This window comes from Paenibacillus aceris, from assembly GCF_017874035.1.
Taxonomy (GTDB): domain Bacteria; phylum Bacillota; class Bacilli; order Paenibacillales; family NBRC-103111; genus Paenibacillus_E; species Paenibacillus_E aceris.
In genome coordinates this window covers 216,037-234,315 of record NZ_JAGGKV010000012.1, presented here as the reverse complement: position 1 = coordinate 234,315, position 18,279 = coordinate 216,037, and the positions used below count along the sequence as shown (strand labels likewise).

Genomic DNA, 18,279 nt, shown 5'->3' with positions numbered 1-18,279 from the left:
ATCGTTAACTTCATCTGGCTGCCGATCCACCACACATTAGCGTCGAAAAACAACGTTACAGATGGGCTTTGACCGTGAGCGGAGCTCTCACGCCAACGTTACAGATGGGCTTTGACCGTGAGCAGAGCTCCTTGGTACGCATTGTGAAGAGGTGTGGTGGGATCTGTTACGCACATATGCAGTCACTCCCGCTCATCTATACCCAGCAACCCGTTCAAAAAAGTCCACACCGCCAACCTGTCCGCCCTTGAGCACAAGCTCCAGACCGTCAAACTGCGGCTCATTCGAAAAAGCCCGGCATAGCGGCCCCCCTGGATCAAGGACGGAGATGCATTCTAAAGCATAGATGCCAAGCTCCCTAGTCACATACCCCGAGGTGTCACCACCCGCTATCAAAACCCGGGAAATTCCGAGCTGCCTGACTAGCTCTTTCGTCAGAAGGCCTAGAGCGATGCCAAGCAAACGGCTGCTGTCCTCAGACCTAATCCCCTGAGCGTACAGTACCTTCCGCATGTGCTCAATGCTTTCATCATTCGGCCCCGTTGCTGAGTAGACTATAACGCTTTTACCGTTTGCCAGCCATCGCTGTGCCTCTTGCTGCAAAGAGGTTCTTGCCACTTCCTGCGTTTCAGGGCTAAACAGCTCTTCCATTGGAACGCGGATGCCCACAAAACCAGCCTTCAGCGCTTGCGCGATCTGACCCTCGGTTACCGGCGAGCAGCTGCCTGAAATGACCAACAGTGGACCCGCCTCGTTCCGTATAAGTTGTTTATGGCTAGCAGCCGCTGCTTCCGAATTCCCAGCTTCTTTCCGCCAAACAGCCCCAAGCGCATACTCAACACCCGAAGACCCAATGACAAATAGCCCGTCCTGCTCCGCTGCTTCTTCCCAGATCATTCTCCCTGCCGCTTCCAATCGCCGTTCATCCAAGACATCAAAAAGAAGCAGATCGGGCTGTTCCCGCTCAATAACCTTTTCCAAGCGCTCCCGCACCTCAGCATGCGTGCCGTCCAGCGCCATAATATCCAGCAAAGCTGTTTTCAGCGCTGTCTGCTGCGCTAAATGCTTGCGAAGATCGGCTTCCGCCATCGGCGTAACCGGATGTTTGGACATGGTCGGATGACGGTCCAGCCGATGCACGCTTCCTCCTCTGCCGCCAGCTGCAAAATGGTTGCCGAACAGCGTATAGCGGCCCAGATAGGGAACTCCGACGAGCAGCGGAATATACCGGCCGCCGAACACCTCGCGACCGATTTCCGCCGCCTTGCCGATGCTGCCTGTGCCGGGGGAGGAGTCAAAGGTCGAGCATATTTTATAATGCACGACTGCGGCTCCAGCCGCCTTTAGCATCTTGAATAGCGGTCGCAGCTCCCGCTCCATCTCCTCCGGAGTTAAGGACCGTCCCACCCCGGCAACGCCGAAACAGTCGATGTCTTGAAATCGTTCCTGCAGCAGCCCCGGCGTAGGGGGCTCCAGAAACAGGACGGTTTTGAGCCCCGCCTGAAACAGCGATTCCAGCACATCCGTAGAGCCGGTAAAGTCATCGCCGTAGTAGCAGAGTGGCCTCCTAGCGGCCCGCCCAGCAGCAGACTCCTGCCCAAGCTCTCTGGGGATTTCGTCCATCAGCCCTCACCCCTTCCCGTACTTTTCAATCGCCTTTTGCAAGGAAGGATGCTCGGCTGCATAAATGTCGAGAGGTATCCCCTGAACCGCGGCCTCCCAACCAAGCTTCATACTCTCAAAGCCCGCCGCCGGACCATCCGGATGAGCAAGCATGCCTCCCCCGGCCAAGTGCATCACGTCAACAGTTCCAGTTGCCGCATAGGTAGCAGGCGCCGTTCCGGCCCACTGTGCTGAGGAGACGACAGGCATCGCTTTGTAGCCGCCAAACAGAGGCGCTGAGCAAGCTGCAATGGATCGAACCACAGACTCGTTGCTTTCATAAAACTTACTATTTAAGCCGTTAACATGCAGATGATCAGCCCCAGCTAATCGGCAAAGTTTCTGATAGGCCGTAAATTCAATGCCCAGCAGTGGCGAACGGGTCAGCATCCCCCATTGATTGCGATGTCCATGAATGGGAACTTCGCTGAATTGGTTCAAGTACGCGAGCCCCGATAATCCGACGCTGAGGATACTGACCATCACGCAGGTACCTCCTGCTTTTACCACCAAGTCATGGTTTCTGCGCAGCTCATCGTAATCGCCCGTAATATTAAAAGCGTACATCAGCTTCTTGCCAGTGGCATCAGCAGCCCGTTCGATGGCCGCCATGACGGCCTCGACTTTGTCCGCTAAAGGCGCATAGGGCGGATCTGCATTCAGTTCATCGTCTTTGATAAAATCCATGCCTGCTCTCGCCAGCTTCTCCACCAAAGCCGACAATTCCCCCATTGATAAGCCCACGCTTGGCTTCACAATGGTCCCAAGTATCGGCCTGTCATACACACCCGTCAGCTTCCTTGTTCCTTCTATCCCGAATTTCGGTCCAGGGTATCTTACTGTAAATGCATCCGGCAGCTCCAAATCCAGGAGTCTCAGTCCAGACAATTCCTGAAGCTCATACAAATTGCCCGCCACAGCAGACATTAAGTTCGGTATAGAGGGCCCGAAATTATGAAGAGGAAACGATACCGACACGCGCCCACGGCGATATTTGCCGTCATGACCCGGCGGCGTCTTCGCTCCCGGCAGGGAAGGCATATCCGTTTCCTCCAATGCTTCAATGCTCTCTACTCTTGCGCCATGCCGCTGCTTCACGATATCCGTCTCTCCCGGGACAGCCGTGAACGTCCCCGTGGACTGCTCACCGGCAATGGAAGCGGCAGCCCGCTCCAACGAATACGCCGTCTCCACCAAATAGACTACTGTTACGCGATCTTGCTTCATCCTGCTTCTCCCCCTTCTCTAATCCAAGCCGCATTAGGAACCTGACTTGTCTTCCTTAGCTGCTTCAAGAATAGCCTTCACGTGCTCTACGCCGGATCTGGGGGAGGAAAGGACAGGCTTGCCCGTCGCCTCCTCCAGCGCTTTCTCCATACGCACCATAGAGCCTTGCGCCAAAACCAGCACATCCGCCTCTTTTGCTACCCGCATCGCGGTTTCTAATAATAGGCGGTCATGTTCTTCCGGCTTGCCGCTGATCAAAGCATCAAAGGCGCCTTCAGCAAGTCCGTTCACCAGCTGTACCTGTCTTCCGGCTTCGTCCGCCTTACGGCCAATTAATCTCAACGTTGGTTCCAGGGTTGAAGGCAGTGTTGCCAAAACGCCAATCCGAGCATAGCTGGCGACCGCTTTGGCAGCCATCCATTCATCGATTCGGACGATCGGTGTCCCGAATGTCCCCCCCGCTTCATCCGCAACATCACCAACGGAGGAGCACGTGTTGAGAATCACATCAGCGCCAATCTCTTCCGCATGCCGATAATACTGAACCAAATGACGAGTCACAACTTCCGGAATGTGCCCGGCACGCACGACATCGCCGATGAGGCTGTCATCGATAATATTCACGAGTCGAATATCCGGCAGCAGCTCTTGGAATACCTTTTTCAACGGATCAGCCAGTCCCTGGCCTGTATAAATCGCAACGACAGTCTGCATAGACTTCAAATTCCTCCTTAGCGCTCCCACCTGGGAAGCTGATTTGACCTGCACTTGCACTTGCTCTTGCTCTTGCCCCTGCTCCTGCACTTGCACTTGCACTTGCTCCTGCTCCTGCTCTTGCTCCTGCTCCTGCTCTTGCACCTGCGCCTGCACCTGCACCTGCACCTGCACCTGCACCTGCACCCGCCCTACTTACCAAACAAACTCCCGATCCAACCGGCGATAATCCCCATCTCGCATAGGCGCCTCTTCAAAAACCTGACGCCCGCTGTACAATGGCTTCTTCGTGCCTTTCGGCGTTATATTTACGACATCATCACCGCGCCATTCCGTTTCAAAGGTTTGACCTACCGCATTCTCCAACGTTTTGCGGAAGCTTAGCGGGAAGGTCACCGTAATTTTCTCACCTGCGACTGCGGAGCCAAGCAAGAGGAAGTGCTTATTTACCCAGCTGCTTGCTTCGTTCCCTTTGCCCTCCATCACTTCACCGCCACGTTCACGAACATATTTGATTTTCGTAAAACCGGCCCACTCCGGAATACGAATCTGCAGACGGGAAATATCCGTGTGAATATCGAGTACAACCTTTCCTTCATGGGGCAGGTAGGAGCTGACATCAAGCCATTTGGAGCCGCGGTTCAAAAGGAAATTGACGCTGATCGTGCCTTTTTTCTCCGTAATCGTGTTACTCCAGCCCATGAAGAGCCCGCGTGTGCCTGAGCCTAAGCAGCAAATCTGCAAGTCGTTCGTATGGCCGCGCCCCTCGTTCACATCACAAACGAAATCGTTAGGCGCCGAGTATCCGGCAAAAGATCCCCGCGTGCGCTCCGCTACTTTATAGAAGCTTTTGTTCGCAGGAATGTCAGCTGACTTATCTTCCGCTTCCTCCACCCAGTCCAGATCCAGCAGCTGCGATTCCGCCAGATGGTTGCGCAAAAACCGTTCCACGGTTCCCCAATATTCCACATAACCGCTCTGAGCCAGGGTAATGCCCGTGGCAATTAAATCTACCAAGGAGCATGTTTCATGCTCATAAGCTTGCTCGTGCAGATCTCCCGGCGTCCAGCCGAAGTTCGTGCATTTGGTCAGCGCCCAATCGTAACATTTCTTAACCCAAGCAATCATCGCCGCATCGCCTGTGAATACCCCGAACCTCGCAATAGCGTCAAGCGTACCAATCCGCGTATGGAAATGGCCGCTCCGATAAGCAAGCGAGTCGTTGAAGCTGCCGTCTTGATTGAACACGCCGCTGCGTTCCATAATTAACGCGGTAAAGAATTGGCACAGCTCAAAGGCATCCTGATTGCCCGTCAGCTCATGATATTTCAACAGAGGCATGACTAAACGGCCGCAGAACGCTGCCGGGTCCGGCGCTAAGCGCAGTTGAATCGCGTTGCTCGACGGCCAGCCCGTTTCTTTGTACTCCGAAGCCGGGTAGTACCAGACATCGCGCTCTTTGACCGCGATACGCTTGAGTGCCGCCACATGGCGGTCAGCCGCTTCTTTAACCTTCGGGTCCTTCGATTCCATGTACCAAGTCGTCAAAGATAAAATAACCGCCCGCTGATCAATCAGGTTCGCATTCGGCTCCCAATTGCGGGTTGGATTGATCTGTCTGTAGCTCATCCCGTCTTCTTTAAAAAAGGACAGCAGATTCGCACGGTAGCGCTCCTCAACTTCTTTGCCGAATTCTTCTCCCGACATATGGCGGGCAAGAATTAATCCGTCGATCATACGTCCGTGAGAGGAACCGTAGTCCCAATCGCCGTGCGTCATAAAAGCAGGTTTGTGCATCAAATCAGCAGCAAAAAACGGGATATAGTTATGGTCGCGATCCGCCATGCCGATCATGGCATTGATGGCGTGTGCGGCACGTTCTTCGAGCATAAGCGTATCGGGAATTAGACGTTTCGTCATACTTTCTTCTCTCCTTATTGGTCCGCCTGACCGATGTCCTTGCGGTATTCACCGATAGTCATGCCGACTTTTCTTTTGAAAATCTGGCTGAAATACCGGTAATCCTCATAGCCAACCTTTTGCGCGACCTCATAATTTTTGTACTTCGATTTATTCATCAGCTCTTTGGCTTTATGCATCCGAATATCAGTTAAATAGTCGACGAAGTTCTTCCCCGTCATCTTCTTGAAAATCCGACTTAAATAATCAGGATTCAAATAATAGCTGCTTGCAATTTGATGCAAGGAAAGAGACTGGTCGTAATTGCTCTCCATCCACTTCTTCAGCTCGCCGACGACCTTTTCCCCCTGTTTTTCCCCGGAATGACTGTAGAAACAGAGCACAGCAGGAAGCAGGTCATCTTTGAAAATCTTTTTCATGGCATCCGCGTCATTGCGCTGGTGAATCAATTCTGAATAAGCGAGCGTACTTTTGCCGCATATTTCCTCTAACCTGACATCCTTCGCCTGCAGCTGTTTTTCCACCGCATGAAGGAGCAAATCCGCGCACCATTGCAAATGCCCAACCGTCGTAGAGTCACTTACGAATGCCGCAAACAATCGCTCAAACTCTTGTTCCACCGCCTGCTTATTGCCGGATTGGAGCACCCATAAGAACGCGTTCTCTTTGTCCTGCGGGTAGTTTCCAGACAAATGTCCGGCATTCTTCTCTGCAAAAAGCAAGGTGTTCACCGCTGCCAGCGGTTTACCCGATAAAGCCTTTCTCGCTTCGCTATACGCCTCTCCCAGCTTGGCAGCTTCTAACTTCCCAGTGCTCATGCCAAAGCTGAAGCTCACACTCCCCGCCTGCTTCAAAGCTGTTTGCACGCTCGCATGCAGCCGACTAAAATCTTTGAGCTCTAGCCGGGCCCCACAGAGAGCAATTATGATTTCCTTGCTGCTTTCCTGCAGAATCGTAACCTCATATTCCCAGCGTCCCCCGAAAAGGAAGGGCTTCATCCGGTTTAATTGTTCGTGAATAGCCGGCAGCAGACGAGCAAAATCAAACTGTTCATGGAAGGTGTCCGAGCGTCCCAGCAGCAAGGTATACTCACCGGCTTGCCAATTGGACGGAACGAAGGCTTCCTCCCCTTCCTCGGCATGCAGCAGAAGCTGCCGCAGCCAATCCTCTCCTTGGACACGGGACGCTTTGCGTTTCTCCGCCTCGCGTCGGTCCAGCTCCTGGAGCGCCTTTTCCACTACGGCAGCAAGCTCTTCCTTTTTGACCGGCTTTAACAGGTAGTCGAACGCTTTATGGCGAATCGCCTCTTTCGTATATTCGAAATCCGAATACCCGCTGATCACAATCGTCAGCAAGTCCGGCAGCTCTTGGCTTAGCATGCCAAGTAGCTGTTTGCCGTCAAGGCCCGGCATGCGCATATCGAGGAAAAGCAGATCCGGCTTTTTATCCAAAGCCATTTCATAGCCTTCTCCCCCGTCACTCGCTTCGCCTGTAAGCTCCAAGCCCCATTCGTTCCAGGAAATGGACTGAATCAATCCTCTGCGTATCCATTTTTCATCGTCAACAATGATGACTCTTCGCATTTTCCTGTCCCTCCTAAAAGCTTTCGATTTCGTATATATTCAGCCTTTCATAGAGCCTGCCGTCAGCCCGTCAATAATATATCTTTGCAGCAGTAAGTAAATAATCAGAATTGGTGAGATGACAAGCACCATGAAGGCAAACACAACGCCCCAATTCGTGCTGTACATCGTTACGAAATTGAAAATTTGCAGCACAATCGTCCACTTCGTACTGTCTGTCATGAGATAAAACGGTCCAAAGAAATCGTTCCAAACCGATACCATGACGACAATGGATACCGTCACAAGTACCGTAAGCAGCAGCGGTAAAATGATTTGCCAGTATAACCGGAAATAGCCGCAGCCTTCGAGCAAAGCCGCTTCATCCAACTCCCTCGGGATCGACTTCATGAAGCCCACGAGCAAAAACACGGCAAAAGGCAGCAGTACCGCCGTATAATACATAATCAGACTGAAATACGTACCTTTAATATGAAGATCGCCAAGCAGCTTAATCGTAGGCACGATAGACACTGGAACAATTAGACCCATAATGAACATGTAGTAAGCCCCTTGCAGAAACCGGTCGTCTCTTCGCTGAATGATAAAAGCCGCCATAGAGGCAAATAAATTTACACAGATGACAACTAAACCTGAAATCAGAATACTATTTTTGAAGCCTCGCAAAATGTTCGCCTGCTGAAATACTTCCTTATAATTCGAAAACTGCCATTCCGAAGGAAGGGATAAGCCGAATAGCGCCGATTCTCGAATTCCTTTAAACGAGTTGATCAAAATCATCAGAAAGGGAATCAGAATCAGGCATGCCAAGCAAATGGCGATAATCTCCAGAATCCATAATCTCCATTTTTTTCTCATCACATCTCGACCTCCCTCTTCTTCATCGCCATCAGCACGGGAACGCCGACAATAGTGACAAGGACGAACAAAACAACGTTAACTGCGGTCGCATAACCGAATAGGCCTGTACTGAACATACCGCGAATATACGTGTAAAATACTTCTGTGGTATAACCCGGTCCTCCTTCTGTCAGCACCATTACCATCTCGAATACCTTCATGGAACCAATCATCGAAAGGAGTACATTGACGGTTAAGGCCGGAGCTAACAGCGGGAATATAATTGAACGGAAGCGCTGCCAGTATTGCGCCCCATCCATGGATGAGCTTTCAATCAGATCCTTCGGAATAAATTGCAAGCCGGCCAAATACACAACCATTGAGAACCCTGCTACACGCCAAAGGTCGGTCACAATAATCGAGAACAAGGCATACTTAGGATCATTCAACCAATCATGCACCATGAATTGAAGCCCTGCTTTTTCCAACAAGGTGTTGATAATTCCATGCTCGGGATGATAGATCGCCCGGAAAATATAGCCTATAACAATCGGCGCAATCACATAGGGTAAAAAGAAGATCATGCGCAGCAGATTTCGCAGTTTAAGTGCTTCATTCAAGATTAAGGCCAATCCTAATCCCAGAAAATTTTGCATCAAGGTCACGACTGCCGCAAAGATCAATGTGTTAATCAAAGCCGTTTTCAACCGAGGCTCTTTGAAAAGCTCGATATAGTTATCCAACCCATTAAAACGAATCTGATCCGCGTTAATGTTCCAGTCCGTAAAGCTATAGTAAAACCCAATGATCGTTGGGGTAATGAAAAACAATAGAAAAACGGCGAGGGCCGGGAATGAAAAATAAAGCGGGTATTTCATCTTTCCCATCTCGTCTCCCCTCCTTCATCTTAAGATGTTCCGGCCGGAAGCAGGTTCCGACCGGACAGACTTGGATCTAAATCAGCTTATTTGAAACCATCCAGCAGTTTGGCTTTTCCGTCTTTCTCATAGTTCGCAGAGAATTCCTTCAGCGCTTTGTCGACATCCCCATCGATGAAGAACGTTTGCAGTGTTTTCTGGAAATCAGCGAAGGTTGGTGTCAGACGATTTTGCACGTTGATTTTCGCTTTATTTGCATCAATCAAATCTTTCACCGTTTGCTGCACAGGATACAAGCTGCTCTTAGCGCCTTGGAAAATCGGGATGCCCGGGCTTGTTTGATAATACAGATCCACCATCTCCGGCGTGATCATGAATTTAACCAACTCGGCAGCCACATCCGCATGTTTTGCTTTGTTCGGAATCATCAATTGGTTCGGCGGCGTGATCATAGCTGTTCCTGCATCTGCAGCGGAAGGGAATGGGAAGAAGCCAATTTTACTCGTCACGAACTCTTTCCCGAATTTCTTCTCCAATTGCGGAATGATACCGTCTAGCATGAATGCCATGCCTACTTTGCCTTCGCCCATCAAATTTTGCAATTCATCAAATGTGCCTGCCAGCGGGTTGGACTGTATCAGTCCAAGCTCTTTCAATTCCTTTTGTTTCGCGAAAAGGTCTTTGAGCGCCGGAATATCAGCCAGCTTGAGCGCATTCTTCTCTAAATTTTGAACACCCGCATCCCCGATAGCCGGGTCCACATTCGATACCCAACCCGTAAAGTAGAACACTTGCGGCGGCCAGCCATCTTTTACTCCCTCATAAAAAGGTGTAACGCCTGCTGCTTTGATTTTCTTCGCACCTTCGATCATGTCCGCATAGTTTTTCGGAGGCTGTACGCCCGCCTTGGCAAATACGTCCTTGTTATAATAAATGCCCATCATGCCGGTTGCACCGAAAGGGACACCATAAATTTTCTTGTTCGCATCCGCTTGAAAATCTTTCATCGTCGGAATAATGCGATCCCATACCGCCTGATCGCTCGACCATTCGCGAAGCGTTTCGGATGCTCTAAGCTTCACATACTGCTTAGGACCGGGCTGCATGAGGAATAGATCCGGGAAATCGCCTGTGGAGAAACGCGTTTTCATCATGTTATCGAAGTCTCCGCCTGGCAGCGCCTGCAATTCGACTTTATTGCCCGTTTTTGCTTCAAACTCTTTGAATATTTTATTAAAAGGTGTAGCGTCAACCGTATTGGCAATAGCAAAAGTTAGCGTAACAGGGTCCTTTTTCGCTGGAGCCGGTGTTGCTGCGGCTGTTGATGCAGCAGGTGTCGCAGCTGCCGGTATGCTGCTTCCTGTATTTGTGCCTGCGCTTCCGCAAGCCGTTAATGCCATAACTGCCGCAATGGATGCAGACAGTGTTACCGTTTTCATTTTCCTCATTTTCTGTACCCCTCCTTCAATATTGCTTTCCTATTTGATTATATTGCAACCGCTTACTTCAACCCCATGCACGATAACGACTTTCAATGTTGAATATTCCTACATCCTTTTTTAGTTTAGGTGGGATGCCAGTTTTAAGATTACTCTAGTGCCTACCCCTTTTTTACTTTCAATGCTGAAATGAAACTGTTCCCCATAACGAATCGTATATCTCGCGTATACGTTCTGGACGCCAATGCCCCCGCTTGCTGCAGACAACTTATACTCCTCCTGATAGAGAGGTTGTCTGAGTGACGCAAGGATTTGCTCCAACCTCTTCTCCGAAATGCCGACACCATCGTCTCTGACTTGAATATACACCGAGTCCCCTTCCTTCCAAGCCTTCAGATGGATCATGCCTTTGCCTCTTTTGCGTTCGATACCGTGGAAAACCGCATTTTCTACTAAAGGCTGAAGGGTCATTTTTAACATAGGAAAATTGTACAGGTCATCTTCGATTTCTAATTGATAGTCGATTTTCCCCTCAAAACGAATGCTCTGGATGTTGATATATGCATCGATTTGCACGAGCTCCTCCTGCAGCGTGACGGTTTCATCGGTATTTTTCGTGTTATAGCGAAACATATCGGCTAAAGACTGTGCCATTTGACCAATTTCCTCCACATCGTGGTAGTCGGCCATGGCTTTAATGCTATCGAGTGTGTTGTACAGGAAATGAGGATTAATTTGCGAGTAAAGCATAGCCAGTTCCATCTGCTGCAGCTTAATTTGATACACATACTTCGTTTCAATCTGCTTCTGCAGCTCATCCTGCATGGCGTTGAAATTCATGGCGATTCGGCCAATCTCATCTTTTCGCTTTATATCCACCCTGACGGAGAAATCCCCTCGTTTAATGTGGTTAACAGTTTTATAGAGATTGAGGATTGGATTCGTAATACTTCTTCCGAAAAGCAGTGAGAGGATCGCCGTCACCAAAAAAGCGGCCAGAGCGGTCCAGATTGCTGTTGTTTTGATTCGATCAAGCGAACTGAATATTTCTTTTTTGGGCATGATGAGGACGGTTTTCCAATTGGAATACGTTGAGCGAGTATACGAAACAAGCATCGTCTGATCGCTGCTGCCCGTCCAAAACTTGCCGCTGTCCCCTTTAATCTGGGATAGGGCTTGCACATCGATGTCCGCCTCACGGCCGTCCGCCGAGTCGAATATCGGATTATTAATGTCATTTAATATAAGAAAACGACTGTTCTTCGTTAGGTCCGCACGTTGACCGATCCCTTTAAACAGACCGTCAGTATAATCGGCACGCACCACAATGAACCCTATCGGGTTTGAAAAGTCACGAATAAGTATCGAGGTCGAGTAAGCTGTTTTACTCTCTTCCTGTCCGTTAACCGGAGGGGAACTGAAGAAATTCACGATCCCGTCTTTGGCGATGGTTTGCTTGAACCATTCGGCGTTCAGCACCTGATTCGCGCTGCCAGATGAGGTATTGTCCGAGGAATTGAGCAGCTCCCCGTTGCTGTAGTAGATCTGAAAACGGATGAAATCCGGAATCGGTGTAATGTTAAAGCTCTTCAGAAACAAATCGCCAAGCTTCTGACGAAACAGAAATTTATTTTGGCTGTCCATCGCCGGATAAGCATTAATGTTGTCAATGTATTCCTGATTGTAGTACGGAGCGAGGAGCAGATTTCTTTTATTATGAAAATCATTATCCATGTTAAACTCGATCTGCCGGACGATTTGGGAGCTGGCGGTTTCCACACGCTCCGCCATGGAGTTGTAGGAGATATAGAACGAAGCAGTACCAATCAATGTAATGCAGAAAAGAATGATGACAAAATAACTTAATAGCAGCATCGTACGAATTCTCGGAAATAGGGCCTCTAGCTTCTTCCTTAAGCTTTCCATCCAACGCATCCTGATGACCCGCCTCTCTCTCTATGCGAAAACAGCCGGAGCCGGATGAAAGGCAGCGCTACCCGCTCACCTTCTATCCGATTCCGGTCTGTTTGACTTGCCTTTAGTTTAGCATAGAAACGTTTTCAAACACATAACTTCCTGAGCCAACCTTGTGTACAGACGAAGTTTGGCCCGGCACATGGATGGTTGCCGTCGTATTGGCAGGTACCTCCACTTGAAGACGGAAGTCCCCTTCGTCCGATCGACTCCACTCCACCTTAATGCAGCCATACAGCGATTCATAGCTTGCCTTCACCCAGCTCAAGTTCCCGCCCGGCTTCGGACTTATGATCACATGCTGAAAGCCTGGCGCCTCAGGATCTGCTTCAATGCCCGCCATATAACGAAACATCCATTCGCCGACGGAGCCAAGAGAATAGTGATTGAAGGAATTCATTGAAGGTGTCTGAAAGCCCTGCTCCTCCGTCCATCCATCCCAGCGCTCCCAGATCGTGGTTGCTCCGTGTTTGATGGAATACATCCAGGAAGGGAACGCTTCTTGTGTCAGCAGTTTGTAAGCGACATCCAAACTGCCGTTATCCGTCAGAGCCGGCAATAAGTAGCCTACACCCAGGAATCCCGTCGACAATCGGTCGCCACGCCCGTGGATGTCAGCCACAAGACGCTCAAGCGCTTGTTTGCGCTGTTCTTTCGTTAAGAGCCCGAATTGCAGAGCTAAGACGTAAACTGTTTGCGTATCGCCATGAATGCGTCCGTCTTCAGCGACAAAAGCGTTGCGGAACGCCTCAGCGATATCATCAAACAAAGCTTGGTATTGGCTTGCATCCTCGGTTTTGCCCAATACACCGGCGACTTGCGCAAGCAGCTTCGTGCTGTAAGCGAAATATGCCGTTGCGAGCACTTCGTTTGGCGTGTCAGCTCCAATCGACAGCCAATCGGCGTAATTGGCATAACCCGGGCGCACCAGCTCGTCTGTGGTGTTTTTCAAATAGTGGACCCACTTGACCATGGCCTCGTAATGCGTCTCGAGGACGCGTTTATCCCCGTACATCAAATAGAGCGTCCATGGAATAATCACACCGGCATCTCCCCAACCGGAGTTGTCCGGGGCGAACCAGTTCAGCCTCGTATTCCAGTTTTTATGGCGGATCCACCCCGCATCCGGAGCAACATCAGTGAAAGCGCCCGATGGCTGCTGACAATCAACCATATCCCACACATACTTGCTGAAAAAGCGGGATACATCCATATTGTAAGCGGCTGTACGGGCAAAAATTTGCGCATCCCCTGTCCAGCCAAGCCGCTCATCCCGCTGCGGACAGTCCGTCGGTACGGATAAGAAATTTCCGCGCTGCCCCCATGTGATGTTCGAATAGAGCTGGTTCACCATCGCATCAGATGTTTCCAGCTTACCGGTAACTGGCGTATCAGAATGAACAACTTTGCCTGTAATCGTGTCCAGATCAGGCTCTCCCGGGTATCCGATCAACTCGACATACCGAAAGCCGTGGAACGTAAAGTGAGGCTCGTAGCTTTCCTGTCCCTCTCCTTTTAGGATATAGTGATCCTGCTGGCAGGCTTCCCGCAAGTTATCCACATATAATGTGCCATCCGGGTTCAGGATCTCCGCATGACTTAATGTGATCATCGTGCCACGTTCGCCTTGAACCTTTACGGCCGTCCAACCGACCATATTCTGGCCCATATCATAAATATAGGTACCCGTCGCTGTCTTCTTCAGGCTGATCGGCTTTAACGTTTGCGTAATGCGGATCGGAGGCTCTACCGCAGCCACGAGAAGTCCGTTATACCCGGAGCGCACATCCGGCGCTTCCCAGGACGAATCATCATAGCCGGGCTCGTGCCATCCGGTTAATTCCTCTCTCGCATCGTACGCTTCCCCTTTGATCATATCCGAATATTGAATCGGGCCCCTGCTCGTTGTCCACGAACGATCCGTCATGATGCTTTCCTTCGTTCCATCCTCATAGTCCAAGCTTACCTGCATGAGGAAAAAAGGTCTTTCTCCGTAAACTTTATCACCTAGAAATCCAACCGTTCCCGCATACCAGCCGTCCCCCAAAATAACGCCAAACGCGTTATCGCCAGCCGTCAGCTTCTCTGTAATATCTACAGCTTGAACCTGTACGCGGGTGTTATAATCCGTCCATCCAGGGGCAAAGCGATCGCCAATGCGCTCCCCATTCAAATGCAAATCATAAACGCCTAACGCTGTCGCATACGCAATAGCCCGCCGTACCTTTTTGCCAATCTCGAACGATTTTCGTAAAAAGGGTGAAGGCTGCAAGAGCGCTTCCGGCTCGGATTTACGTCCGATCCACTGCGCCTTCCACTCGCCTCGCGATAGCATTCCCATCATCCAGAACGCCGTCTCACTCCATGCTGATACCTCGCCGGCACCGTCCCAGATGCGTACCTTCCAATAATATTCCCCTTGGGATTGAAGCGGTTTACCCTCATACTGCACATGCGTTGAAGCGTTCGAGTCCACTTTGCCGCTGTCCCACATATCCGCTTGGCCATCCTCAAGCTTCTCCCGGGAAGAAGCAACCATAATGTGATAGGCGCTCTGCTCTACCCCTCTGTTATCGGCGCGCAATTGCCAGAAAAGGCGGGGCTTCAGGACATCAAGGCCAATCGGATTCGTCAAATATTCCGTTTTACATGCTGCAACTAGCAATGTCATTAGATAACCCTCCATTTACGGTGTTGTTGAATGTGAAACGGGTTTCAAACTGATCGTAAAATGCATCGTTTTTGCTTCCAACAAGTAAGCCTGAAGCGTAGGGGCATAGCCGCAGCTATGATTGCCTAGTCCGCTTTGGCGGGCATCCAATTTGACGATCGTTTGATCGACCCTTGTCAATTGGTGGACGTGCTTCGCCGTAGTCAAATCGTCCGTCGTATAATGATGGACACTCGTATCAAATGTCGGCTGCCCCTTGAACAATAGCCCGACTCCCTGCGGATTCGTCAGGGACGACCACCGTACATCCGATTTGTTGCCATTTTCCTGCGGCTTAATGTACGGCACGAACTGATCCTGTACCTCTCCGCTGTAAATGCCCAGCTTCCCGCTCTCTTTGCGGTCGGCATAGCACTCATGAGGGCCACGGCCAAACCAGGTCAGCAGGTGGAAGTCTGCCGGCATGACAAGCTCTACCCCGAACCTCGGCAGAGGCGGCAGCTCCTCTCTCGGGTCTAGCTGTACTTGCAGAGTCACTTCACCGTCCGCAGCGATGGCGTAGATCAGGCCCGATTCAAAAGCAATCTTCCCACCGCGCACCCCAACGATGGATGACATCGTAACTCGGCAGCCTCCCGCTTCCGTACGCTCAACCACAACCTCGCGCACATCGCTAACAAGCCGGTTGTAGCCGGCTTTCACCCATTCTTTGGCGAGATGCACATCATTATCGACCGGAGCCCGCCATACATTGAGTTTGGGGCCTGCCGTCAGCAAGGAAACCCCTTTGTACATCCACGTTGTCAAGGCGCCATGATCTTTATCGAATTGCATACAGAAATCATGGCCCGTAATAATAATGTGTCTTCCGTTTTCTTCAATCGTCAGAGGGCTTGCCTCCTCAGCGGCATGTCTTGTATGAAGCTCCTCTGCGACGACTGCCACCGGAATATCCACCCAGGCGATTTCATGCCCCTTTTCAGCCCAAATGAACGTATCCCTGAGCACAAAACGCAGGTGGAGCCAGTATTCGCCCGCGAGCTTCAGCTTATGGCTGTCCATGGGAATGCTAATATCCTCAACCTCCCCTGCAGGGGTATGCAGCAACTCGAGCACTCCTTCGTCCACAACGGATCCGTCTCGCAGCAAATGCCACTCCCCCTGCAAATGGGACAAGGACAGAACATCATATCTATTCCGTACTCGCAGCTTTCCAAGCAGTGCGTCTATGACCTCGATCTTCACCGGCTCAATAGCCTTTTTATACTCCAGCAAGGAGGCTTTGATCGACCGATCCGGGAAAAGCAGCCCATCCAGGCAGAAATGACCGCTATGCGGCTCTTCACCGAAATCGCCGCCATATGCGTACCAGGCTTCATCCGTTTCCGTACGCTGTCTAATGCCTTGGTCCGCCCATTCCCAAATTAGGCCGCCAAGCAGGCGGGGATACGTATAGATCGCCTCCCAATACTCCTGCAAATTCCCCACGGAATTGCCCATGGCATGACCGAATTCGCACATTAAATAGGGGCGTTTATCGTCATTGCTCCCCTCTTGGATGATCGTTTCCACCGCAGGGTACATCGAGCTGACAATATCAACGACCGGGGCGTCATACGCACGTTCATAATGAATCGGGCGAGTCGGATCGGCCTCTCTGATCCACACCGCCATTGCATCGTGATTCGCACCGTAGCCGGACTCATTGCCGAGTGACCAGATGATAATGGACGGATGGTTTTTGTCCCTTTCCACCATTCGTCTTGCCCTCTGGACGAACGCCTCTTGCCACTCGGGCTGCTGAGCCAGATGCCCCTCATTCCCGTAGAAATGAAACCCGTGCGTTTCAAGATCCGTTTCATCGATGACATATAAACCAAAGCGGTCACACAGCTCCAACCAGCGCGTATCATTGGGATAGTGCGATAAACGAACCGCATTTATATTGTGCTGCTTCATCAACGTAATATCGCGCAGCATCGTTTCCATCGTTGTCACATAGCCAAGATCAGGATCGAACTCATTCCGATTGACGCCCTTTATAATAATCGGGCAGCCGTTAACGAGCAGCCGGCCCTCCTCGATCCTAACGTCTCTGAAACCGACATTTATTCTTTTGACCTCTAAGATTTGCTGCTCATTGCCGTACATTGTCAATAAAAGCGTATATAAATTAGGCGATTCCGCCGTCCATAAAAGAGGAGACAACACTTCCTCAACCAGCTCAACCGAGGGTTCATTCTGCCGCACATGGTGGAAGCGGTCGCAGACGATACGATGATCCGCATCCAACAACGTGATTCTTAACTGATTTGAATCCGACTCTAGCGAGCGATCCGCTACTCCGGCAAAATCTACACGAACTTCTAAGCTCCCTTTCGTATAGCGCTCATCCAGACGCGTCCTCACCCGTGCGTCCCTAACTGACACTTGAGGCGAGGCCAGCAAATATACGCCGCGAAATATGCCGCTCATGCGCCATTTATCCTGACTTTCCAGATAGCTGCCGTCGCACCACTGATAAACTTGGACGGCAATCACATTCTGTCCCTCGCGCAAGTAAGGGCTTACAAGAAACTCGGAATGAAAATGACTCCCTTGGCTGTAGCCGACGAAATCTCCATTAATCCAAAGCTCAAACGCCGAATCCACGCCTTCAAAAGCGAGATGAATCTGTCGATTCTTCCATGTCTCTCGGACCTGAAACCGGGTTCTGTAGCAGCCAACCGGATTTTGATTGGGCACATAGGGCGGATTGATTGGGAAAGGATACGGGCAGCTGCTGTAATGGGGTCTTCCATACCCATGCAATTGCCAGTTGGAAGGAACCGGTATCGTGTTCCAATCGGTCGATTCAAAGCTGACCGCGTGGAAATCAACAGGTACTGCTGCTGGAGACTCCACATATTTGAAATCCCATTCGCCATTCAATGATTGAACATACGGCGAACGTTCCCTCTCATTAACCAGAGCACCCTCCCAATCTCCGAAAGGTATCAAATCCGCATGCGGCTGCTCCGTATTTCTCTCTAAAACACTTAGATTTTGCCAATCCGGAACATGTTCTATAGGCATCTTATTTTTCGCCTCCATCGTCGATCCTATTTAGCATAGTCTACGAACAGGGCCGGTGAATATTCAAAAATCCGACTATTTTTGTTGTTAAAACTGTGCTAAAACAAGTCGGTATTGCGATCGGGACCGCGCTATAGATGGAGATTTTCTTTTAAGTGCCTCATTCCATTCTTAAACTTAAAATTAACAGGAGAATTTCCATGTAAAGCCATGCTTTCTACCTTCCATAACGAACAGAGCCGCATGTTGCTTAAAAGCAAAGGCGGCCCTGTCTGTCTACGGTTTGTTGTAAATCA

11 protein-coding genes are annotated in these 18,279 nt (G+C 50.4%); all 11 read right to left on the bottom strand.

The window, feature by feature from the left end:
- Nucleotides 1–192 precede the first annotated feature (192 nt).
- The 11 genes from J2Z65_RS21725 to lacZ all read right to left on the bottom strand — a co-directional run bounded on the left by J2Z65_RS21725 (nt 193) and on the right by lacZ (nt 17,983).
- Nucleotides 193–1,623 carry a four-carbon acid sugar kinase family protein gene (locus J2Z65_RS21725; RefSeq protein WP_167051964.1) on the bottom strand — a complete coding sequence of 477 codons (1,431 nt, stop codon included), beginning with the start codon at nt 1,621–1,623 and terminating at the stop codon, nt 193–195.
- A gap of 6 nt (nt 1,624–1,629) precedes the next feature.
- On the bottom strand, nt 1,630–2,889 hold the full coding sequence (locus tag J2Z65_RS21720; RefSeq protein WP_167051962.1) for a ribulose-bisphosphate carboxylase large subunit family protein: 1,260 nt from the start codon (nt 2,887–2,889) through the stop codon (nt 1,630–1,632).
- 33 nt (nt 2,890–2,922) lie between these two features.
- Entirely contained in the window at nt 2,923–3,783 is an 861-nt protein-coding gene (locus J2Z65_RS21715; RefSeq protein ID WP_338111536.1) for an aspartate/glutamate racemase family protein, read from the bottom strand.
- 15 nt (nt 3,784–3,798) lie between these two features.
- A complete protein-coding gene (locus J2Z65_RS21710) occupies nt 3,799–5,523 on the bottom strand; it encodes a glycoside hydrolase family 88 protein (RefSeq protein WP_167051960.1) in 1,725 nt (574 codons plus the stop codon).
- Nucleotides 5,524–5,537: 14 nt separating this feature from the next.
- Nucleotides 5,538–7,106 (bottom strand): response regulator transcription factor, encoded by a 1,569-nt coding sequence (locus tag J2Z65_RS21705; RefSeq protein WP_167051958.1) that lies wholly within the window; start codon nt 7,104–7,106, stop codon nt 5,538–5,540.
- 39 nt (nt 7,107–7,145) lie between these two features.
- Nucleotides 7,146–7,964 carry a carbohydrate ABC transporter permease gene (locus J2Z65_RS21700; protein WP_167051956.1) on the bottom strand — a complete coding sequence of 273 codons (819 nt, stop codon included), beginning with the start codon at nt 7,962–7,964 and terminating at the stop codon, nt 7,146–7,148.
- Nucleotides 7,964–8,833, bottom strand: coding sequence for a carbohydrate ABC transporter permease (locus J2Z65_RS21695; RefSeq protein WP_167051954.1), 870 nt, complete (start codon nt 8,831–8,833; stop codon nt 7,964–7,966). Before J2Z65_RS21695 ends, J2Z65_RS21700 begins: the two co-directional genes overlap by 1 nt.
- A gap of 77 nt (nt 8,834–8,910) precedes the next feature.
- Nucleotides 8,911–10,272, bottom strand: coding sequence for an ABC transporter substrate-binding protein (locus tag J2Z65_RS21690; protein WP_167051952.1), 1,362 nt, complete (start codon nt 10,270–10,272; stop codon nt 8,911–8,913).
- 111 nt (nt 10,273–10,383) lie between these two features.
- The gene (locus J2Z65_RS21685) at nt 10,384–12,189 is read right to left on the bottom strand and encodes a cache domain-containing sensor histidine kinase (RefSeq protein WP_167051950.1); all 1,806 of its coding nucleotides are present in this window, start codon (nt 12,187–12,189) and stop codon (nt 10,384–10,386) included.
- Nucleotides 12,190–12,301: 112 nt separating this feature from the next.
- A complete protein-coding gene (locus tag J2Z65_RS21680) occupies nt 12,302–14,908 on the bottom strand; it encodes a glycoside hydrolase family 78 protein (RefSeq protein WP_167051949.1) in 2,607 nt (868 codons plus the stop codon).
- 15 nt (nt 14,909–14,923) lie between these two features.
- Nucleotides 14,924–17,983, bottom strand: a complete 3,060-nt coding sequence (lacZ, locus tag J2Z65_RS21675) for a beta-galactosidase, LacZ type (RefSeq protein WP_167051947.1) — start codon at nt 17,981–17,983, stop codon at nt 14,924–14,926.
- Between the last annotated feature and the right edge of the window lie 296 nt (nt 17,984–18,279).